Here is a 20944-nt window from a genome sequence, read left to right as displayed (position 1 = left end):
GCGATGACGACATCGGGCACCCGAAGCGGCCGCAACAGTCACTCCAATCGGTCGAGGGTTTCCAGTGGGGTCTCGCCGAAGCGCTGCGTGTAGCGGATCCAGAACTCCTCCCGGTCCCCGAATCCGGACCGCCGAGCCGCGTACTCGACCGTGACCAGCGGCTCACGGCCCACCACCAGGATCCGCCGGGCTTGTTCCAAGCGCATCCCCTGGCGGAAGTCCTCCGGCAGGCACCCCTCGTAGTGGCGGAAGATCCGCACGAACTCCGCTTCGGAGACTCCCGCGTCGCGGGCGAGTTCGGTCACGCTCACCTCCTTGTCCGGGTCCGCGGCCTGCAGGAGCACCTTGCCGAAGTCGCTGACGAGCGGGCCGACCTCGGCCGCCCGTGGACCGATCAGCTCGCTGTACTCGTGCGGCTGGTGACGCAGCAGCCAGTTGACGAAGATCTCGTCGGAGTGGCGCGCGAACCGGGATTTCGACCGGCCGAAGAACCGTTCGGCACTGGTGATAAGCGGCTGACCGCGGCCAGTGAGCCGGGTGATGGTGGGGTGGAAGCGGATCGGCCGGGCCGGCCAGCTGCCGGTGATCCGAGCGAGCCGGACGTGCATCGCCCGCTGCTCGACGCGCACGAGTTTGAGGTAGCAGTTCGCCCCGGCCTGGAAGCCGAAGGCGTCCCCGGGCGAGGCGGTGACGACGTCTCCGGTAACGGCCTCGAGGTAGGTCGATCCGACCCGGAATACGCACCGGCCATTCACCACGATGCCGGTCGTGTACGCGGTGCGCGGAACACCGAGTCGGACCACGACGTCCCGGCCGTAGGTGACGATGGCCGAGCTCAGATGGTCGCCCTCGTGACGATGCATTCGTAGATCCATCTCCTTCGGAAAGCCCTCCGGCAGGAGTTCGTGCGGTCCGAGGACCGGCTCGGCGGCCTGCACGGCGAGAACGGGGTCGGCGGTGCGGATGTAGGCGAAGTGGAAGCCGCTCATTGCTCGGGATCTCCGTTCGGGGTCAAGCGGCGGGTGTTCATCGGCGGAGAGTCCGGTCGGGGGTCTCTCCGAACGTCGCGGTGTACCTGCTGGCGAAGCGGTAGTGGTCATGGAAGCCCCAGCACCGGGCCACTTCGCTCAGCCGGATCTCGTCGGGATTGCCGTTCCGCAGCAGGTGGTAGACGGCACGCAGGCGCTCGCGGCCGAGGAACTCCGGCACCGCCAGGCCCCGGTGCCGGCGGAAGCCGGAATCCAGCCGGCCCGGCTCCACGCCCAGTGCACCCCCCAGGGAGCACAGCGTCCACTCCGCCTGCGGATCGGCGCGCACCAGCTCGGTCGCCCGGGTCACCAGGCGAGCGGGTGCGGGGTACGCGGCGATCCGGGCGAGCCGCTCCGAGTAGTTGTTGTGCTGCAGCACCAGCAGGTGGGTGACCAGCCACTCCTCGAACCTCGCGGACCACCGGCTCGCGGTCCACTGGCCCGGGCGGCCCAGGGAAACGATCTCCCGGACCAGCGTCTGGTACCACCGTTGCGGTCGTCCCCCTGCCACGTCCATCCCCAGCTCGAACTTGATCGGGAGGCCGGGTTCGGCACCCAGCAGGTCGCACAGGACCCGTTCGACCAGGTTCGTCCCGATCTTGACGAGGACGAGTTCGGTGTCGCCGGTCAGCGACATCCGCAGCGCCTCCTCCGGGGAAGTCACCACGATGCGCTTCCGGCTCGCGGCGACCTGCTCGCGGCCGGAGCGCACGACGCCGCTTCCCCGCAGGTGCGCCTGTACCACGAAGAACTGACGCGTGCGGCCCGGATCCACGAACACCGGCGCGCCGTATTCCACATAATTGAGGAGAACCTCGCTCAGACATGTAGAATTCATTCGCGCGTCGAGTTGTGCGGCCGGGTCGAGCACATCGAGGTAGTGCTCGCACAGCACCCGGGACATCAGGTCGCGGGTTTGGTCGATGTCGTAGGAATGAAATAGTTCGTACTGCTCCAGGGGTCGCGTCAACATGGTCTACGTTTCGTCGCCGTTGGCAAGATGTTCGACACCCCGGACCAGTCGGGTCATCCGAGTGTCGTAAACTGAAACTCACGTTTCAGGACGCCTATAGTACTCAGAAGCAGCTTCCAGACAAGTCTGTCTGGAGATCTGGTCCCGCCTATTTCGAGGCGATCTCGAGCAGTTCCGCCAGGTGGACCGCCCGCACCGACGAACCCCGTTTCCGCAGGCCAGAACGCAGTTGCCGGAGGCACCCCGGGTTCACCGCGACCACGAAGTCGACCCCGGCTGCCTCGATCTCGGCGATTTTCACCGCCAGTATTTTCGCGCTGTCCCGCGGCCGCAAGATCGAATAGGTGCCCGCCGCGCCGCAGCAGGTGGCCGCCGACGGCAGCTCGACGTACTCCGCCACCGCCCGGATCAGCTCCCGCGGCTGGCGCCACACCCCGAGCCCGTTGCGCAGGTGGCAGGAGTCCTGCAGCGCGACCCGCGCCGGACGGCCGTCGACGAGCAACGGCACGGCGGGCAGAACGTCGGTCTCCACGACGAATTCGCTCAGTTCGCGGACTCGTGGCCGGCCGAGGTGGGCGGCCAGGTGCGTCGCGCAGCCCCCGGAGGTCGTCACGATCGTGCCGGGGAGGACCTCGCCGAGTTCCTTCGCCATTCGCGCACCCGCCGCGGAATCCCCGTTGTGCGCGTGCAACGCCCCGCAGCACCCCTGCCGCGGCGGCGCCGCCAACTCGGGCGCCAGCTTCCGCGCCGCGCGCGAAACCCGTGGGAACAAGGCACGTTCGGCGCACCCGAGCATCAGCGACGGCCCACTCGCGCGCGCGGCCGTCCGCGCGTGCCGGCGCACCAGGCCCGGCACCCGGAGCAGCCACGGGCGCGCGACGGCGGCCATCAGCAGCCGGGCGCGCAGCGGCCCCCGCCTGCCACGCCACTGGTGGTCCCGCCACTGCTCCAGCAGGTTCCCGTATTCCACCCCCGCCGGGCACACCGGTTCGCACGCCCGGCACCCGAGGCAGAACGACGCCTGCTCGGCCAGCGTGCCGTCGTCCTCCGGCAGCTGCCCCGTTTCCAGCGCGCGCATCAGCGAGATCCGCCCCCGTGGCGACGACGCCTCCTCCCCCGTCATCGCGTACGTCGGGCAGGCCGGCAGGCAGTAGCCGCAGGAGATGCACCGGTCCAGCAGCGGTTTCGCGAAGATCATGAACCCAGCTTCCCGGGGTTGAGCACGCCGGCCGGGTCGAACGCGGTCTTGATCCGGCGCAGCAACCCGAGCTGGACGGTCCCGAGCCGGTCGGCGAGGAACGGCAGTTTCGCCGCGCCCACACCGTGTTCGCCGGTGATCGTGCCGTCCAGCCGGATCGCCGTGCGGAAGATCTCGGCGAACGCCTTGTGCGCCCGTCCCACCGCATCCTCGTCGTCCGGGTCCAGCACGCACGTCGGGTGCAGGTTGCCGTCCCCGGCGTGCCCGAACGTCGCGATCTGCAGGTCGAACCGCTCGGCGATCTCGTCGATCCGCTCGACCATCTCCGGCATCCGCGGCCGCGGGACCGTGACGTCCTCCAGGATCGTCAGCGAGCCGAGCCGCGACAGCGCCGGCAGCGAGCACCGGCGCGCGGTCAGCAGCGCCTCGGCACGCGCGACGTCCTCCGCCACCGTGACCTCGAGCGCCCCGGCCTCGGCGCAGATCTTGCGCATCCGCACCATGTTCCCGGCGACGACCTCGATCGGACCGTCCTCACCGAACAGCAGCAGCGCACCGGCGTCCAGCCGCAATCCGAGCCCGGCGTACTCCTCCACGACGGCGACGCATTTGCGGTCCAGGAACTCCAAAGTGGCCGGTACGATTCCGGACGTGAGGATCGCGCCGACCGCCCGCGAGGCGTCCGCGAGCGATTCGAAGTAGGCCACGCCCGTGTTGCTCTCGGCCGGTGCGGGCAACAGCGCCACCGTGGCCTCGGTGATCACCGCGAGCGTGCCCTCGGACCCGGTGAGCAGCCGCGTCAGGTCGTAGCCCGCGACGTCCTTCCACAACCGGCCACCGGTCCGGACGATTTCGCCCGTCGGCAGCACCGCCTCCAGCCCGAGCACGTAGTTGCGCGTCACGCCGTACTTCAGGCCACGCAGGCCGCCGGCGCAGGTGGCGATGTTGCCGCCGATCGTGGCGGTCGTCCGGCTGCCCGGATCGGGCGCGTACAACAGGTTCCGCGCCGCGGCGGCGTCCGCGAGCCGGGCCGTGGTCACCCCCGGCTGCACCCGCGCCAGCAGCTCCTCGGAGCTGATCTCCAGGATCTGCGTCATCCGCGTCAGCGCGAGGATGATCCCGCCGCGCAGCGGGACGGTCGCCGCGCAGAGGTTCGAGCCGGAGCCGCGCGGCACCACCGGCACGCGGTGTTCGGTGGCCAGCCTCAGGACGCGGGCGACCTGCTCGGTGGTGGCCGGGAAGACCACCGCGTCCGGCGGGTGGTGGAACAGCGGCGTGGCGTCGTGCGCGTAGACCGCGAGATCGCCGGGCGCCTGACGGACGTGATCGGCCCCGACCACGTCGGCCAGGGCGGCGGCGAAATCGCGGTCGAGGGTCATCAGGCCTGCCCGCACACGTTGCGTTGACGGCCGAGTCCGGCCACCTCGGTTTCGACGACGTCGCCCGCCCGCAGGTAGCCGAACCGCCCGGACAGGGCGACCCCCTCGGGCGTGCCGGTGTTCACCAGGTCGCCGGGTTCGAGCACCAGGAACTGCGAGAGGTGCCAGATGATCTCGTCGACGGTGAAGATCATGTCCGAGGTCTTCGAGTCCTGGCGCGGTTCGCCGTTGACCCAGGAGCGGAGTTCGAGCACCTGGGGATCCGGCACCTCGTCGGCGGGGACGAGCCACGGCCCGAGCGGGTTGAACGTCTCGCACGACTTGCCCTTGGACCACTGCCCGCCCGGCCTGCCGAGCTGGAAGGCGCGTTCCGACACGTCGTTGGAGGTGACGTACCCGGCGATGCAGTCCCGCGCGTCGCCGAGCGATTCGAGGTACCGCGCGCGCTTCCCGATGACCACGCCGAGTTCCACCTCCCAGTCGGTGCGCTCCGAACCGCGCGGGATCAGCACCTCGTCGTACGGCCCGACCACGGTGTTCGGCGACTTGTGGAACAGGATCGGCTCGGCGGGTGGCGGATCGCCGGTCTCGGCCGCATGGGCCGCGTAGTTCTGCCCGATGCACAGCACCGCACCCGGCCGCGCGATGGGAGCCCCGATCCGCAGCCCGACGATGTCGATCTCGGCCAGCACGCCGTCGTCGAGCGCCTCCGCCGCCGGGCGCAGGCCGCCCCGCTCCAGGAAGGCGCCGTCGACGGCGGGCGTCAACGGGGACAGGTCGTAGTGGCGGCCGTCCTCCAGCACCACGGGGCGCTCCCGGCCGGGCGCGCCCACCTGCATCAGTTTCATCCGTCTACTCCGGGAATTCCGCTGCTTCGAAGGGGTACAACGGCTTGCGCCGGTGCCGGTAGGTGAAGCGGCCGAGGTTCATCGCGGTGATGCCCTCGGTGTCGACGACGACCATCCGCCGCGCGATGGCGCCGTACGCCGCGCGGGGCGAGTTGACGCCCTTGGCCACCACGATGTGGTAGCGCGCCGGGTCGACGCCGACGCTGAGCAGCTGTTGCAGGCTCGAGTTCATGACGGCCTTGGAGCCGATGACCAGCGTGTGTCCCTCGGCGGTGTCCAGGACGGCCGTCGGACCCTGGTCGAAGAAGCGGAACCCGCCGTGCGTGGCGGCCGGCTCCTCGAACCGGCCGTCGGACACCGCGCGAACCGTCCCGTGCACCGGAACCGGCCGCCCGGCGGAGTGCACGTGCTTCGCCCCCACGCGAAGGTGCACCTCGCTACCCTCCCCAGCCTCGATGCACTGCCGCGCCGAGTGCGGATCCCAGAGCGTCTGCACCAGCGGCGGCACCCCGCGGTCGAGAGCCGCCTGCAGGATCACGGTCGAATCACCGGGCGCCCCACCGCCGATGTTGTCCCCGGCATCCAGCAGGACCACGGGTCCGTCCGGTTCACGCACCGCGATGTCGAGCGCTTCGCTCACCGCGAGCCCCTGCGCCTGCAGACCGGAGCGCCGTTTCCAGACCTGGTTGGCCAGTTCCTGCGCCGCCACGGTCGCCTCGAACTCGTCGCCGTCGTGGATGGCGATGCACGACATCCCCATCTGCGGGACGTCGGCGTACGGGAATCCTTCGACGACGCTCGCGGAGAGCATACCCGGCCAGCCTGCCACCTCCCGCGCCTTGGCCACCAGGCCCGCCATCGGTTCCTCGGCGGTGTCCTGCCGCGCGATGTTCACCACGAGCGGCAGCGGGACGAGCGCCTGCACGGGCCGGATCTCACCGCGTGCCGCGGCCGCGACCAGCCTCGTGCAGTCGATGCCGCGTTCCTTCGCGTCCACGTGCGGGTTGGTCTGGTATACGAGCGTCACCGTGAGCGCGTCGACCAGCCGCTTGGACACGTTCGCGTGCAGGTCCAGCACCGCTCCGACGGGTACGTCCGGACCGACCACCCGCCGCACGCGCGTGGCGATCTCACCATCGGCGTCGTGCAGGTGCTCGGCCACGGCCGCCCCGTGCAGGTTCAGGAGCACGCCGTCCCAGGGCCCGCGAGCCTGTAGTTCGGCGAGCATCTCGCCCACCAGCCACTCGAACGCGTCCTCGGTGATCGCACCGATCGGTGTCACGAACGCGAAGAGGATCGGTTCGATCTCGATGCCCATCCGCCGCGCCGCGGAGAAGTATCCGCCGAGGGTCGTCGCCGATTCCGCGTAGTCGCGGACGATCTCCCCGTCACGCACCACGCCGCCGTTGCCGAACAGTCGCCGGTCGGCCTTCAGCGGTGAGAACGTGTTCGCCTCGTGGTAGAGCCCGAGCGTCGCGAAGCGCATCATCTGTCTCCCGCGTGGGCGACGACGTCGACCTCGAACCGGATGCTCTCCGGCAGGCAGCCGGTGATCGTGGTCCGCGCGGGCAACGGATCCGTGAAGTACTCGGTGTACAGCCGGTTGAACTCGGGGAGATCCCCCGCGTCCCGGAGGTAGGCGCCGACCTTGACCACATCGGACAGTTCGAGTCCGGCGTCCGCCAGCACCCGGATGATGTTGGCGAACGACCGGCGCATCTCCTCGGCGAAGGTTCCCGGGACGATGGACCCGTTCTCGTCCACCGACGCCTGGCCGGAGACGAAGACCAGATCGCCCGCCCGCACGAACGACGAGAACTTCGACGTGTTGCCGTCCCGGCTCACCGTGCCGGTCATCGTCCCGCCCCGTCGCGCAGCGCCTTCTCGAACCGCGTGAGCGCGGCGTCGAGCTCCTCCTCGCCGTGGCAGGCGGAGACGTACCAGACACCACGGCCGGTCACCCACAGGCCGTGCTCGACGAGCACCCGTGACAGACGTTCGTACCGCGCCAGGTCGAGTCGTTGCAACGTCCGGTAGTCCCGGACCTCGGCGTCGCCGAACGAGACGTGGAACGCCGCCGGGAGACCTTCGACCCGCAGGGGCAGGCCGTGCTCGATACCGAGATCCCGCAGTCCCACCATCAGCGTCCTGCCGTGCTTGGCGACCCGCTCGTAGGGCGGATCCTCCAGCAGGCTCGTCACCGTCGCGGCCACCGCGGCGGTCGCCATCACCGAGCCGTTGAAGGTCCCGGAGTGGTTGACCTCCCCGGTGCCGAACCGGGACATCAGCTCGGCGCGGCCGACGAGCGCGGCCACCGGGAACCCGCCGGCGATGGCCTTCCCGTACGTCGCGAGGTCCGGGGGGACCCCGTAGCGTTCCGCGCCACCGCCGAGGCCGAGCCGGAAGCCCGAGATCACTTCGTCGAAGATCAGCACGACCCCGTGCCGATCGCACAACCGCCGGACGGCCTCGAGGTACCCGGGCAGTGGTTCGATGACCCCGGCGTTGATCATCACCGGTTCCATGATCACCGCGGCGACCTGCTCACCGTGCCGGTCGAGCGCGTCGGCGACCTGCTCGGCGTCGTTCCAGGGCAGCACGATGAAATCGTCGAGATGGCGGGCGACCTGCCCCTTCGTGGCCACGCCCCAGTGGCCGTCCCGCGCCGCGGTCAGCACGTTGTCGAGCCAGCCGTGGTAATGCCCTTCGAACCGGATCACCTTGGTGCGGCCGGTCGCGGCCCGCGCCAGCCGTAGCGCGCCCTGCACGACCTCGGTGCCGGACACGCCGAACCGGATCATGTCCGCCCAGCCGACCGCGCGGCACACCAGTTCCGACGCCTGGACCTCGAGCTCGTGCTGGCCGCCGAAGATGACGCCACGCCGGCAGGCATCGGAGACCGCGTCGACGACGTGGTCGGGTGCGTGCCCGAGGAAGTTCGGCCCCTGCCCCAGCAGGTAGTCGACGTAGTCCCGCCCGTCGACGCTGTACAGCCAGGCTCCCTTGGCGCGCTCGATGAACTCCTGTGCGCCGGTGAGGCGGACGTTCGAGTGGACCCCGCCCGGGGTCCGGGCGGCAGCCCGCCGCCTGAGCTCCGCCGACCGCGGGCCGAGCCGGGTCGAATCGTTGGGCATGCAGATCCCTCCCACAGCCCGGCAGCGGCCAGGGCCGACGTTGCCGAGCCTTTCGATTAGTTTCATCTAGTGAAACTACGAGTCTAAGATGCGACTCACGGTACGACCGTGGTGACCGCACCGTCAAGGGGTCGCGTTCGGCCCACGACCTGCGTCTTGGCCCCCTGACACCCTTCTCCGCGCGGGACTAGGATCTGAAACACCGAACTTGCCGACCGAAACGAGGAGGAGCCGTGGCACGGCGCCGTAAGCAGGACCCGGAAGACATCAACCCGTCGGACAACGGCTCGGCGGAGGAGGAGCGCGACTATTCGGTGCGCGCGGTCGAACGGGTCTGCCTGATCCTCAACCTGCTGCAGGAATCGGTCGATGGCATCACCCTGAACGAGGTCGCCCAGACCACCGGACTGCCCAAGTCGTCGGCGTTCCGCTACCTCTGGACACTGGAGAACCACCGGTACGTCGAGCGCGACGACGAGCGCGGCCTGTTCCGGCTGGGGCTCGGGTTCGTCGGCATGCAGTCCCGGCACCTGGAGATCCTGCGCGAACGCGCCAGGCCGTCGCTCGAGTCGCTGCGCGACGAGTTCGGCGAGACCGCGAACCTCGGTCTGCTGGACGGCGACCACATCATCTACATCGAGATCGTGGAGAGCCGGCGCGGCGTCCGGCTCGCGGCGTCCCGCGGCGACCGCGACCCGCTGCACTCGACGGCGCTGGGCAAGGCGATCGCGGCTCACCTCCCCGCGGACCGCGTCCGGAACCTCCTCGAGTCCACCGGGCTGCCCCCGCGCACGGCGAACACGATCACCTCGCTCGACGACTACCTGGACGAGCTCGCGAAGGTCCGCAGGCTCGGCTACGCGGTGGACAACGGCGAGAACGAGGAGGACGGCCGCTGCGTGGCCGCCCCGCTGCTGGCGACGCACCTCCCCGCGGCGATCAGCGTAAGCGGCCCGGCATCCCGCTTCACGATGCAGGACGTGAAGCGGGTGGCCAAGACGCTGATCGAGGTGGCCGCCGGCATCGCGACCAACCCGCAACCCCAGGAGGCGGCGGACTGATTCCGCGGGGCCGCCGCCTCATCGCCTCAGCACTCGGCCCGGGCAGGCGCCGGTGAGCACACCGTCCGAGACGACCTTGCTTCCGTTGATCCAAACGTCCCGCACACCGCGCGCCACCCGACACGGATCCGTCCAGGTTGCGATTTCCCGCGTCTTCGGCAGATCGAGCACCGTGATGTCGGCCATCGCCCCAGACGCCAGGCGCCCCCTGCCGGACAGGCCGAGCCGCTCGGCAACGGCCAGCGTGCTCTTGTGAACCGCCTCCGGCAGGCTCAACATCCGGTTGTCGACCACGTACTTCTGCAGCAATCTCGCATGAGCGCCGAAGTTGCGGGGATGCGGCCGCCCAGGCGCGGACTCCGGAAGGGCACTACCGTCACTCCCGATGAGAGCCATCCGGTGGCGCAGGAACGCCCGAACGTCGTCTTCGCTCCGGTAGAACAGGACCACCTGTACGCGGTTGCCGTGCCGCCCGCACAACCGCAGGCACAGATCCTCCGGGGTCACGGACTCCCTGTCCGCCGCCTCCTCGACCGTCAGCCCCTCCAGGTCCTCATCCCCCGGCCCCGTGAGCGACAGCAGGACCCGGCTCCATTCCCAGGGAATGCTTCCGAACAATCCTGTCGAAAGTTCTGCGCGCGCACGCTCGCGGCGTGCCGCATCGCGCAAGTGGACAGCTATCGCCTCTTCCCCGTCCGCTTGTAGCCAGGCGGGCAAGTACTGGGTCAACGATGATGCCGAAGCGTCGTAGGGGTAGATGTCGAACATGATGTCGACACCTTCGCCCGCAACCTCCTCGAACCGCGTGAGAACGTCGTCAGCGCGGCCCCAGCTCCGGGGGTCGTTGAGGGAAATGTGGGAGAACTGCACGCGCGCCCCTGTCCGCCGGCCGAACTCGAACGCCTCCTCGAATGCACCGAACCCGTCAGTCACCCGGGCATGTGTGGCGTAGAGGGCACCTGCCTCGGCGATCACCCGTCCGAGTGTGTGGAGTTCGTCGGGCGCGGCGAACGCGGAGGGAACGTAGGTGAGCCCGGTCGACAGACCGAATGCCCCCTGGTCCAGCGCGGTGCGTAACAAGACGGACATGGTGTCGCGCGCCTCCGCGGTCGAAGGGGTGTTTCCCATCCCCATCGCGGCTATTCGCAGAGCCCCGTGCCCGACCAACGCGGCGATGTTCATGACGGGACCTGCGTCCTCCAGAGCGCGGGCGTACCCCGCGAAATCGACCCACGCCGTCTCCAGCCGAGGTATGCCCAGGCCCTTGAGGAACTCCTCCAGCAAGCTCCGTCGGCCGGGATGAACCGGGAATGCCGAGAACCCGCAGTTGCCGACCACCTCCGTGGTCACACCCTGCATGACCTTGCTGGGCGCCTGGTGGTGCAGGAGGAAGCTGGCGTCCGAGTGGGTGTGGATGTCGATGAAGCCAGGAGTGATCACCATGCCCCGGCAGTCGACTTCGTCCCCTGCGGTGCCGGGAGGAACACCACCGGGAACCACCTCGAGGATGCGGTCGGCTCGAATGCCAACATCCCCTTCGACCGGCGGTCCACCAGTACCGTCGACTACCAGGCCACCCCGTAGCCAGACGACGCCTTCACTCGGCACAGCCTCACCCTCACACGATCCAGGGGTGCCAGGATCCACGCGGTCCGACACCAGGGGCCTCTCGGAGCCGCCGCACGGACGGCCCTATCTCCTTCACGAAGAGCCAGTGCTCGCGCAACGCCGCCGGAGCCAGGTAGGCGGGCTTCGAACGGCTCACGTGTCTCAACAGCGCATGCGCTTTCCGGGTCACCTCCGCCGTTTCTTCCCGGTCGTCCCCGTGGTGATACGTGAGAGCCAGCACATCGAGGAAGAGTTCGAGGGATGCCGCAGTCCGGTGTGTCTCGTCACGCCACTGTTGGACCGGGTTCGGCCAGAACCTGACCTCTCTTCCCGACGGCATGAGGGTGATCGCCTCGCGCAGCGTGGCCGCGATCTGGCGCAACGCCTCGGCGAGCGGCGGCTGCGTCACTGAAAACGCGCGAAGCTGGTCATCCGGGTACCGGGATCCCGGTACTCCGGAATCCGCGAAATAGGGAAGTACTTGGTCGACCACGTACATCATGGATGGATACGAAGCCGTAATGGTGCCCGCCAAGGAGAAAGCCTGCTCCGCTTCGGCGGACGAGCACGGCGACACATACCTGGCCCACCTAGGGCGGAACCCGGCTGCGCCGGCCGAGCCCGACGAGTTCCACGCCAGATCGGCCAGGCAAGCCACGTTCTGGTGGTCAGCCGGGTCTGGGATCCAGTACGCGAGAACGCCTGTCGCACCGGCGAGTGCGCCTTTCCGAATCGCGGTGGAGATGTTCTCCGTGAAATCCTGTCCGAACAGGTGCGGAAAGAGCCCGGTGGTCGGTGCCACCCACGTCTCGGTGCGCTCCGCGCGCGGCTCCGGCACCGGATCGTTGTACTTCCACCAAACGATCACCGGTTCGGGCAGACCGCGTTCGGCGACTCGATCGAGGTACTCGTCCAGCACCCCTTCCCTGACGAGCGTGTCCTGCCAGTGGACCATTTCGATACCGTCGTCCGCGAGGACAGTTCCGACGAGCATCAGGTACTCGATCAAGAGGTGTCCGGGAGAAAGGTCGCGGCAACCCTCGCATGCGCAGTACGGACTGACCAACCGCTGCCGATCGCGCGGGTCGACGTTGCGGATCGGATAGTACTCGTCCCCGGCGACATGGAGTCGGCGAAGTCCGTTGGGGCGCAGGTGTTGGTCGACCAAATTGCGGACCAGGCGCGCCAGCGCGTTGCGTGCCTCCGGCCGGGAGACGCAGTACCCGTAGCCGGTCGGCGTACCATCCGAGTCCACGGCCGACAGCACGCGCACGACCCGAGGGATCAACGTGGAATGGCCGGGGCCGCCGAGGTGCGGGATCAACTCGACGCCGCGTTCCGCAGCATAGGCGCAGATTTCCGAGAACAGGTCCTTCTCGAAGATCACCGGGACGTATTCCAGTTCAACCTCAGCGCCCTTCTCGGCGTCCCAGGTGGTGATCCGAGTACTCGACGCCAACTCCGGAAAGCCGGTCAAGGGGGTGAACATGTACTCGGCGGGCCGTTGCCCGTGCCGGATGTCCCAGCAGCCGTAGATCGACAGCCCGATCGTGTTCAGCTTGAGCTGGGCCAAACGGTCGATGAGGTCCCGCCAGTCGGGCAGATCCATGCGGTCGGTACCCGTGAACGACTCGATGAAGACGCCCCGCGTAGGAAGGTCCGGCCCGTCCTCGATGTCGAGGACCGGCAAGGCGGTACGCTGATATCCGTCCCACAGGTCGAGCAGGGTTCGCACGGCGTGCAGCGCACCTCGCGGATCCGCGAACTCCACCCGAACCGAATCTGCTCGGATCGCAAGACGGTAATTCTCGGCGGGCAACGCCGCCGGCTCGAAGGAAATGCGCGGCGGGAAGCCATCCGCCACTTCCGTTGTTCCGAGGACGCCCTGCACGTGCTCCGCCCACGGAGCAAGCGCGACCGGGATCTCCAATCCGCCGAAGGCAGAACAGGGGAAGGTGGGCCGCCCATTCGCGGCGGTCAGTTTCCGCGGTCGCGGAATGAGTTCGGGAACGGGTCCGGCAGCGACATCAATTTGACCTGGCATAAATTGGAATCCTCGTCGCGAAAACACGTCGACGGGTCGGTGCACAGCAACCAGGACACCCGAGCACTTCCCACTGCCACTCGTTCCCGCCAGGCGTGCTGAATTATGGGTGTCGGAGCGTGACATTACAAGTGATCGCGACGACGTGTCGAAGGCAGCGGTTTTCACCCCGGGCACGCAAAGCGGAATTCACACCATCGTCCAGCCGCCGTCAACGCGGATCGCTTGCCCCGTGAGGAAAGCACTGTCCGCACCGGCCAGGAAACCCACGACGTTCGCGACATCTTCCGGCGATCCGCGCCGCTGCAAAATCTGGTGCGCGAGCACTGTGCGATCGAGATCCTGCTCGTCGAACGACTCCTGCTCCTCCTCGGTCTTGATGGCGCCGGGCAGTACGCAGTTGACCCGAACACCCGAGGGGCCCAGTTCCCGCGCGAGCGATCGGGTGAATCCGAGCAGGCCTGCCTTCGTGGTGCCGTAGTGCAGCGCGTTGGGCGCGCCAGTCTGCGCGAGGACACTACTCACGACGACCACACTGCTACCGGGCGCACCGCGCTCGCGGAAGGCCCGCCGGCAGCACAGGAAGCCCGCGGTCAGGTTGACCGCGAGGATCTCGTTCCACTCCCCGACACTGATCTCCGTCCACGCGTGCCGGACGGTGGTCGCAGCGTTCAGGACCAGCGTCGTGACAGCGCCGAACTCGCCCTCGCATTCGTCGAACATGGCTTCGACCTGTGCGGGGTCGGCGACGTCGGCCGGCAGGACCAGGGCCCGTCCACCGGCTTCATGGATTTCTTCGGCGACCTGTTTCGCCAGCCTGATCATCGGCTCACTGGGGAAACTGTTCACGACCACCGCCATCCCATCGGCGGCCAGCCTGCGCGCGGTGGCTGCCCCGATCCCCCGCGAGGCTCCCGTCACGAGAGCGACCGGCTCCCGCGCGGGTGTCGCCCACCCCGGCCTCGGACCGTCCATCCGGAACACCTCCGCCACTCCGGTCTCGCCACTCACGGTCATTTCAACAGACAAACTAGCTTCTTCACAAGGCGAACCGTGGAACCATCGATGCACAGACCACCCTCGCAGGGTTGCCCAGCGGCGGGGTTCCCCGCGCCGCCCGCGGCACTTGACAGCACCTTCCACACGATTCACCCTGTGTTCCATCAGACGGCACTGGCATTTCATATCCGCTCCTACCGGGTCCGGGAGCCGCGGATTCCGCGGGTTCGTGGCCACTGTCTCGGCCAGGTAACCATCAGACAACTTTTTGACGAGGTGGCTCGTGACAAAGATTCTCATCACCGGCGCATCCGGCCGGGTCGGTTCGACGCTCGCGAAGGCGGCCCTCACGCGGGGGTTCAGCGTCCGGGGGATGGTCATGCCCGACGAGTGTTTTTCGGTGTCGGGTGTGGAGGTGGTGGAGGCGTCGTTGACCGATGCGGCGGCGTTGGCGCGGGCGGTGTCGGGTGTGGATGTGGTGGTGCATCTGGCGGCGCAGATGGTGCTGGGTGAGACGTCGGTGGAGCGGTACTACGACATCAACGTGTTGGGCACGTTGCGGTTGCTGGAGGCCGCGGTGGCGCAGCCGGTTCCGGTGCGCCAGTTCGTCTACGCCAGCACCGACAACACCTACGACCCGGCGCACGCACCACGGGAACCGATCACCGAGGACCACCCGCAGTACCCGGGTGACTACTACGGAACCTCCAAGGTGCTGTGCGAGCAGCTCGTGCGCAACTACCACAAGCTGCACGGGCTCGACTACACCATCCTGCGCTACGGATCCGTGCTGGCACCCAACGAAGCCGTCGCGCTGTTCCGCCTGGACTGGGTCCGCGGGTTCCTGGCCACCCACACCGCGGCCGGCCGCCGCAGCAACCTGTGGCAACTACTGGCCGGCGGGCACGACTTCCTCGGCGCCCTGGACGACCAGATCGGCCACCGCGACGACAACCCCGCACTCGCCCTCACCGGCCCCGACGGCCGCCCCTGGGCCATCCACACCTCCGACGTGCGCGACACCGTCGCCGGAACCCTGACCGCCATCAACCACCCCAACGCCCTCAACCAGGACTTCAACATCGTCGGACCCCACACCACCACCTTCACCGAAGGCGCCACCGTCATCGCCAAGCACTACAACCTCGACCTGCTCACCGCCCACATGCCCGCCACCCTCGCCTTCGAACTCTCCACCCACAAAGCCACCCAACTCCTCGACTACCACCCCCAACACGACTTCGACTCCACCATCACCACCGCACTCAACCCCACCCCCAACCCCGACTACACCCCCGTCACCCAAGGCTGGATCCCCACAAGCGAGCGAAAGCCGGAACGCCAGTGAACTGCCCACGGGCGTTCCGGCTGCGAGCCGCTTCCACCGGGTGCAGATCATGTGACCTGTTCGTGTTCCACCTTCTTGATCTCCATCTCGTGCGACGAACGAACCAGCTGTCGAACGTAGGGATCGAGATCCGCAGCGTCACCGATCATCTCGCTGAGGGACCCGGAGAACAGCATGGACCCGTGCCTCAGCACGACCACATCGTCCGCGAGTGCCCTCGCCACGGCGAGGTCGTGGGTGACGACGATGCACGCGAACTGGTACTTCTCCTGCAGGTCGAGTAGGAGGTTGATGATCTGCGCCTGTACCGAGACGTCCAGCGCGGAAGTGGGTTCGTCGCACAGCAGCACGTCGGGCGACGACGCCAAGGCGCGAGCGATGACGATCCGCTGGAGCTGACCGCCCGAGAACGCCTTGGGCCTTTCCTTGTACCGCGCCGGATCGATTCCCACCGAGGTCATCAGTTCGGCCACGCGGGCACGGCGGTCGCGCTTGCCGAGGTTCCGGAGCGGTTCCGCGACGCTCCACCCGACGCTGCGCACCGGATTCAACGCGTCGGTCGGGTTCTGGAAGACCATCTGCACCGGACTGGTGGTGCCGTGCTTGGGTGCCGTGACCTCGACGCCGCCGACCAGGACCGCTCCCTTGGTCGGTTTCTCCAGACCGGCGACGCACCGGATGAGGGTCGATTTGCCGGCACCGCTTTCCCCGATCACCGCGGTGGTCCTGCCAGGGTCGACGGTGAACTCCACCGAGTCGAGGGCGTGGCGGACCACGCCCTTGCGGTTCCGGAAGTCCTTGGACAACGTGCTCACGTGTATCGCGGCGGCCTTGGTGTTCCTGGCGGTCAGATGTTGCACGTCCGGCCCTCCCGTCGCGGATAGTGGCACGCGTAGCCACCGTCGGGTTCGTTGGTGAACAGGGGACGTTCGATCGCGCAGCGCTCCTGGGCGTCCGGGCACCGGGGGTGGAAGGAACACCCGCGGGGCCAGTTTCCCGGCGACGGCGGCTCGCCCAGGATCACGGGCAGGCGGCTCCTGGAAGGCCGGTCGAGCGTGAGTTCGCAGCTCAGCAATGTCGCCGTGTACGGGTGCGCGGGACGGTCGATGACCGTGGTCATCGGGCCGTACTCGACGAACCTGCCAGCGTAGATGATCGCCACGCTGTCGCAGAAGCTGCTCACCAGACCGAGGTCGTGGGAGACGAGGAGCGCCGCCATCCCGGCCTCCTCGGAGATCGACCGAAGCAGTTTCAGTGCCTCGATCCGCAGGTTCGCGTCCAGCGCCGAGGTAGGCTCGTCCACCACCAGGAGGCGCGGTCTCGGCATGAGCGTCAGCGCCAGCGCGAGCCGCTGCGCCATACCTCCCGACAGTTCGTGCGGGTAGAGCTGGAACAGCTCGTCGGTGTCCGACAGGCCCAGGTACTCGCAGAGTTCACGCGCACGGTGCGTGCCCTCCTGGCGAGTCATCAGCCGCTTGTGCACCACCGATTCGACGAGTTGCCGTCCGATGCGTTGCATCGGGTCGAAGGCCGCGGCGGGGTTCTGCAACATGAGGCCGGTCGAGGTGCCGAGATGTTGCGCGATCTGGTCGGGCTCTCCCAGCGAGTACCAGGTGTGCCCGTCGAAACTGACCTTGCCGCTGGCCCGGAGCGTCTTCGGCAGCAGCCCCAGAACCGCTCGTGCTGTGAGGGTCTTGCCTGCTCCGGTCTCCCCGAGAAGACCGAGCAGGTGCCCGGGGAACACCTGGAAACTCACGCCCGAGACCAGTTTCGTTCCGCTCGGAGCGAGTATCTCGAGGTCTTGGACCTGAAGTGCGGGTGCGGTCATTCGAGGCCTCCGGAGTCGAGGTGGAACCGGTCCCGTAGTCCGTCACCGATCAGGTTGGCCGAGACGACGAGCAGAATGATCACGAGACCGGGCACGGTGGCGATCCACCAGGAACCGACCAGTTGGTCCCTGCCCTGCGAGATCATGTAACCGAGGCTGGCGGTGGGGGGTTGGAAGCCGAGTCCGAGGAAGGACAGTGCGCTTTCCGACAGTACGACGAACCCGATGTGCAGGGACGCGTAGACGATGATGGGGGTCGCTGCGGCGGGGATCAGGTGTCCGAAGAGAATGCCGATCCGCCGGGTCCCGGCCAAGCGAGCGGCGGCGACGTACCCCCGCTCCCGGTCGACGAGCACATTCGCCCTGACCAGTCGTGCGTAGGGCACCCACCCGACCGACGAAAGCAGGACGACCATCGTGGCGTAGCTCGGCTGGATGAACATCGATGCGGCCAGGAATATCAGTAGCGGAGGGACGGCGAGTTGCAGGTCGACCAGTCGCATCAGGACGGCGTCCACCCACCCGCCCATGTACGCGGCGTAGGCACCGATCAAGACGCCGACGAACGCACTGATCAGGACCACCATGAGCGCGACGGTCAGCGAGGTCGCCACGCCGTACGCGCACCAAGCCAGCAAATCGCGTCCGAGGACGTCCGTGCCCAGAACGTGACCTCCCGACATCGGCGGAAGGTAGGACTCCGCGAGGTTCTGCGCATTGGGGTCGATCGGCAGGACACGTGCGACGACAGCGCCGAAGGCGAGCGCGCCGAGGAGCGTCGCACCGGCCCGCAACGAAGCACCACCGGGACGTGCACGGCGCCGGGTGGCCGGTTTGCCCGTGAGCAGGTTCATGCTTTCACCATCCGGACGCGAGGATCACTGATGAGGATGAAGATGTCCGAGATCAGGTTGAGCAGCACGTAGAAGGCCGCGACCATGATGATGGTCGCCTGGACCACCGCGAAGTCGCGAGTGAGGACGGCCGAAATCATCAGGTTGCCGATTCCCGGCCAGGAGAAGATCGTCTCGACGATGACGCACGCCGAGATCAGGTAACCCAGCTGGAGCGCGGTGAAGTTCACGCTGGGGCCGAGCATGTTCCGGAGCGCGTGGCGGTAGACGATCACGCGTTCACCCAAACCGCGCGCCCGCATGGCCTCCACGAAGTCGTTTCCGAGGACGTCGAGCATCTGCCCGCGGAACACGCGGTACAGCGTCGGAACTGTGGGCAATGCGAGGGTCACCACCGGCAGGACGATCGATGAGACATTGTAGAAACCAAAACTCGGCAGCAGCTGAAGATTCGCCGAGAACACGAGGATGAGCATCAGCCCGAGCCAGAATTCGGGCATGCCCTGCAGAGCCCCGATCGTGCGCCGGATGAAGCGGTCTGCCCACGACTCGCGATGACGCGCGCTGAAAATGGTCAACATGAGCGCCAGGATGGCGGCGAGCAGGATGGCCAGGACCACCAGTATCAAGGTGTTCGGGAAGGCCGTGACCACCTCGCCCATCGCGTCGGAACTGGTTCGGTACGATGTTCCGAAGTCGCCTTGAAAAATTCCGCCCAGGTAATGCAGGAATCGCGTGAGTAGAGGTTTGTCGTAGCCGAGCTCGGCGTTGAGCGCGGCACGTGCCTCAGCGGTCATCTGCGGCCCACCGATGACATCCGCCGGCCGGCCGATGGTGTTGGTCAGTAGGAAGCTGATGACAACCGCACCAAATACGACGACGATGCTCTGCAGCAACCGGTTGATGATGAATCGGGTGATCACAGGGCCCGCTTCCCTTCGCTGTCGACGGTTACTGGCTGAGGAAGACCTGGCCGAACCTGGGCTGGAAGCCGTCCTTCGGCGCGCTGTAGCCCTGAACCGCGCTGGAGTACGCATCGACCTGGATCGAGTTGTAGAGCGGGATGGCGGGCAGCTGTTGCGCGAACAGTTCCTGCATGTCGGCGAGGAGCTGAAGACGTTCGGGCCCGTCCGGCGTGGTCAGCATCCTCGTGTTGAGGTCGTTCATCGCGTCGAACTCGGAGGTTCGCTGGAAGTACTTCGTCGCGAAGAAGAGGGGGCCGCCCGTCAACCACCCGAGTTCGCCGGCCACAGCGTGGTAGGGCTTCTGCTTCGGGTCAACGATGACCTTGGTGACCTCGGCGAAAGGAATCTGCGTTGCCTTCATGTTCACGCCGATCTGGGACAGCATGCCACTGATCGCCTGCTCGACCCGGCCGATGTTCTCGCCCAGTTCGGGGGACCACACCGCCTCGAGCTCGACCGGAGCCGGCAGACCGCTCTGAGCGAGGAGCTGCCGGGCCTTGTCCAGGTCGTAGGGGTACTGGGTGGTCGGCTGCCGGTAACCGTAAACGCCTTCCGGCAGGATGTTGTCCTGCCGTTTTCCGACTCCGCGGAGGATCGACTTCACGATCGCTTCCTTGTCGATGGCGTGCGCTATCGCGCGGCGCAGCGCCACGTTGTCCACGGGTTGGTGCTTGGTGAAGATGATCAGCTGCCCCACCCGCCACAACGGCTTTTCGGTGACGGTGAGGTTGGAGGCCGTACGCAGGGCGCCGGCGTCGCTCGGTGGAACGTTGTACACCAGATCCACGCTCCCGGATCGGAGTGCCGCGACACGGGCGGATGCGTCGGGGATGATCTGGAATTGCAGACCTTCCAGATACGGTCCGGGACCGCGGTACTGGCGGTTGGCGGTCAGCACGATGCTCTTCGCCGTCGTGTAACTCTCGAACCGGAACGGTCCGGTCCCGGTCGGGGTCTTGTTCACCGCTTCGGGCCCGCGGTCGACGAGGTTCGGCGAGATCATGCGGATCAGCGTCGCGTTTCGGCCCATGTCCGGGAAGCTCGCCGGGCTGCTGATGCGGATCACGCGTGGATCAGTGTCGTCGTACGTGGCGTTGGGCGGGAGCAGGACCGCCCATTGTGCGCCGGACCTCGAGTAGTACTGGAACGTCTTCTTCACCGCCGACGACGTGAGGGGCGCCCCGTCGTGGAACGTGATGCCGTCCTTGAGGTAGAACGTCCACTGCCGACCGTCGGGAGAGGACTCCCAGCGGTCGGCCAGCACGCCGACCAGTTCCGATGTGTCGCCGTTGAAGCCGAGCAAGCTCTCGTAGATGTTGTGCGAGATGATCGGGAGTGAGACCGCGTTTCCCGCGAGGGACGGGTCGAGACTCGTCGGATCCCCGAGGTGGGCGACACGGAGGGTTCCGGTCGGCTGCGTCGGAGGCTGGCCACCGTTCGCGGCGGGCCCTTGCGATCCGACGGAACACCCGCCCAGTAGTGGGACGCCGGCGGACAGTCCGAGAGCGGTCGCGGCGGCGTACCGGAGTGTTTCGCGCCGGGTCAAGTAACGGGTCGTGGTCGTGCGTTCCTTGGACATGGTGAGACCTGTTCGTCGAGGGGATCAGGCGTCCGCGGGGGTTGCGTCGCTTGTGGGGATCCAGCCTTGGGTGACGGGGGTGTAGTCGGGGTTGGGGG

Annotated in this window: 18 protein-coding genes; 2 read left to right on the top strand and 16 right to left on the bottom strand. The window is 67.7% G+C overall.

What is annotated here, in order from left to right; all coding sequences use genetic code 11:
• Positions 1 to 38: 38 nt before the first annotated feature.
• The 8 genes from D0D28_RS19925 to D0D28_RS19890 all read right to left on the bottom strand — a co-directional run bounded on the left by D0D28_RS19925 (position 39) and on the right by D0D28_RS19890 (position 8560).
• Positions 39 to 989 (bottom strand): AraC family transcriptional regulator, encoded by a 951-nt coding sequence (locus tag D0D28_RS19925; RefSeq protein WP_158224393.1) that lies wholly within the window; start codon positions 987 to 989, stop codon positions 39 to 41.
• Positions 990 to 1026: 37 nt separating this feature from the next.
• The gene (locus D0D28_RS19920) at positions 1027 to 2001 is read right to left on the bottom strand and encodes an AraC family transcriptional regulator (protein WP_094003646.1); all 975 of its coding nucleotides are present in this window, start codon (positions 1999 to 2001) and stop codon (positions 1027 to 1029) included.
• A gap of 148 nt (positions 2002 to 2149) precedes the next feature.
• A complete protein-coding gene (locus D0D28_RS19915) occupies positions 2150 to 3199 on the bottom strand; it encodes a (Fe-S)-binding protein (protein WP_094003645.1) in 1050 nt (349 codons plus the stop codon).
• Positions 3196 to 4578 (bottom strand): FAD-binding oxidoreductase, encoded by a 1383-nt coding sequence (locus D0D28_RS19910; protein WP_116111580.1) that lies wholly within the window; start codon positions 4576 to 4578, stop codon positions 3196 to 3198. The genes D0D28_RS19915 and D0D28_RS19910 overlap by 4 nt, the downstream gene beginning before the upstream one ends.
• Positions 4578 to 5426 (bottom strand): fumarylacetoacetate hydrolase family protein, encoded by an 849-nt coding sequence (locus tag D0D28_RS19905; protein ID WP_116111579.1) that lies wholly within the window; start codon positions 5424 to 5426, stop codon positions 4578 to 4580. Before D0D28_RS19905 ends, D0D28_RS19910 begins: the two co-directional genes overlap by 1 nt.
• A gap of 4 nt (positions 5427 to 5430) precedes the next feature.
• Entirely contained in the window at positions 5431 to 6915 is a 1485-nt protein-coding gene (locus D0D28_RS19900) for a M81 family metallopeptidase (RefSeq protein WP_116111578.1), read from the bottom strand.
• Complete coding sequence (locus D0D28_RS19895; protein WP_094003641.1) at positions 6912 to 7283, bottom strand: RidA family protein; 372 nt, start codon at positions 7281 to 7283, stop codon at positions 6912 to 6914. The genes D0D28_RS19900 and D0D28_RS19895 overlap by 4 nt, the downstream gene beginning before the upstream one ends.
• Positions 7280 to 8560 carry an aspartate aminotransferase family protein gene (locus tag D0D28_RS19890; RefSeq protein WP_094003640.1) on the bottom strand — a complete coding sequence of 427 codons (1281 nt, stop codon included), beginning with the start codon at positions 8558 to 8560 and terminating at the stop codon, positions 7280 to 7282. The genes D0D28_RS19895 and D0D28_RS19890 overlap by 4 nt, the downstream gene beginning before the upstream one ends.
• 233 nt (positions 8561 to 8793) lie before the next feature.
• Here D0D28_RS19890 and D0D28_RS19885 point away from each other — a divergent pair, with 233 nt between their 5' ends.
• Positions 8794 to 9621, top strand: a complete 828-nt coding sequence (locus tag D0D28_RS19885; protein ID WP_233157071.1) for an IclR family transcriptional regulator — start codon at positions 8794 to 8796, stop codon at positions 9619 to 9621.
• A gap of 18 nt (positions 9622 to 9639) precedes the next feature.
• Here the strand turns inward: D0D28_RS19885 and D0D28_RS19880 are convergent, their stop codons facing one another.
• The 3 genes from D0D28_RS19880 to D0D28_RS19870 form a co-directional block, all read right to left on the bottom strand.
• Entirely contained in the window at positions 9640 to 11229 is a 1590-nt protein-coding gene (locus D0D28_RS19880; RefSeq protein WP_162831127.1) for an N-acyl-D-amino-acid deacylase family protein, read from the bottom strand.
• 10 nt (positions 11230 to 11239) lie between these two features.
• The gene (locus D0D28_RS19875; protein WP_233157077.1) at positions 11240 to 13273 is read right to left on the bottom strand and encodes a glycoside hydrolase family 20 zincin-like fold domain-containing protein; all 2034 of its coding nucleotides are present in this window, start codon (positions 13271 to 13273) and stop codon (positions 11240 to 11242) included.
• A gap of 189 nt (positions 13274 to 13462) precedes the next feature.
• Positions 13463 to 14302 carry an SDR family NAD(P)-dependent oxidoreductase gene (locus tag D0D28_RS19870; protein WP_158224391.1) on the bottom strand — a complete coding sequence of 280 codons (840 nt, stop codon included), beginning with the start codon at positions 14300 to 14302 and terminating at the stop codon, positions 13463 to 13465.
• 253 nt (positions 14303 to 14555) lie between these two features.
• On the opposite strand from D0D28_RS19870, the gene D0D28_RS19865 reads away from it, so the two are divergent.
• Positions 14556 to 15620 (top strand): NAD-dependent epimerase/dehydratase family protein, encoded by a 1065-nt coding sequence (locus D0D28_RS19865; protein WP_162831126.1) that lies wholly within the window; start codon positions 14556 to 14558, stop codon positions 15618 to 15620.
• Between the two features lie 47 nt (positions 15621 to 15667).
• Here the strand turns inward: D0D28_RS19865 and D0D28_RS19860 are convergent, their stop codons facing one another.
• From D0D28_RS19860 to D0D28_RS19840, 5 genes are all read right to left on the bottom strand, one after another.
• Positions 15668 to 16372, bottom strand: coding sequence for an ABC transporter ATP-binding protein (locus D0D28_RS19860; RefSeq protein ID WP_158224488.1), 705 nt, complete (start codon positions 16370 to 16372; stop codon positions 15668 to 15670).
• A 95-nt stretch (positions 16373 to 16467) separates the two neighbouring features.
• The gene (locus D0D28_RS19855) at positions 16468 to 17448 is read right to left on the bottom strand and encodes an ABC transporter ATP-binding protein (RefSeq protein ID WP_116111575.1); all 981 of its coding nucleotides are present in this window, start codon (positions 17446 to 17448) and stop codon (positions 16468 to 16470) included.
• Positions 17445 to 18302 (bottom strand): ABC transporter permease, encoded by an 858-nt coding sequence (locus D0D28_RS19850; RefSeq protein ID WP_094009223.1) that lies wholly within the window; start codon positions 18300 to 18302, stop codon positions 17445 to 17447. Before D0D28_RS19850 ends, D0D28_RS19855 begins: the two co-directional genes overlap by 4 nt.
• Positions 18299 to 19225, bottom strand: a complete 927-nt coding sequence (locus tag D0D28_RS19845) for an ABC transporter permease (RefSeq protein ID WP_162831125.1) — start codon at positions 19223 to 19225, stop codon at positions 18299 to 18301. The genes D0D28_RS19850 and D0D28_RS19845 overlap by 4 nt, the downstream gene beginning before the upstream one ends.
• 28 nt (positions 19226 to 19253) lie before the next feature.
• The gene (locus D0D28_RS19840) at positions 19254 to 20846 is read right to left on the bottom strand and encodes an ABC transporter substrate-binding protein (RefSeq protein WP_094009225.1); all 1593 of its coding nucleotides are present in this window, start codon (positions 20844 to 20846) and stop codon (positions 19254 to 19256) included.
• Positions 20847 to 20944 lie beyond the last annotated feature (98 nt).

The organism is Amycolatopsis ruanii (genome assembly GCF_003385175.1).
GTDB classification, from domain to species: domain Bacteria; phylum Actinomycetota; class Actinomycetes; order Mycobacteriales; family Pseudonocardiaceae; genus Amycolatopsis_E; species Amycolatopsis_E thermalba.
Note: the sequence above shows the minus strand (reverse complement) of the source record. Positions and strands in the feature narration are given on the sequence as shown.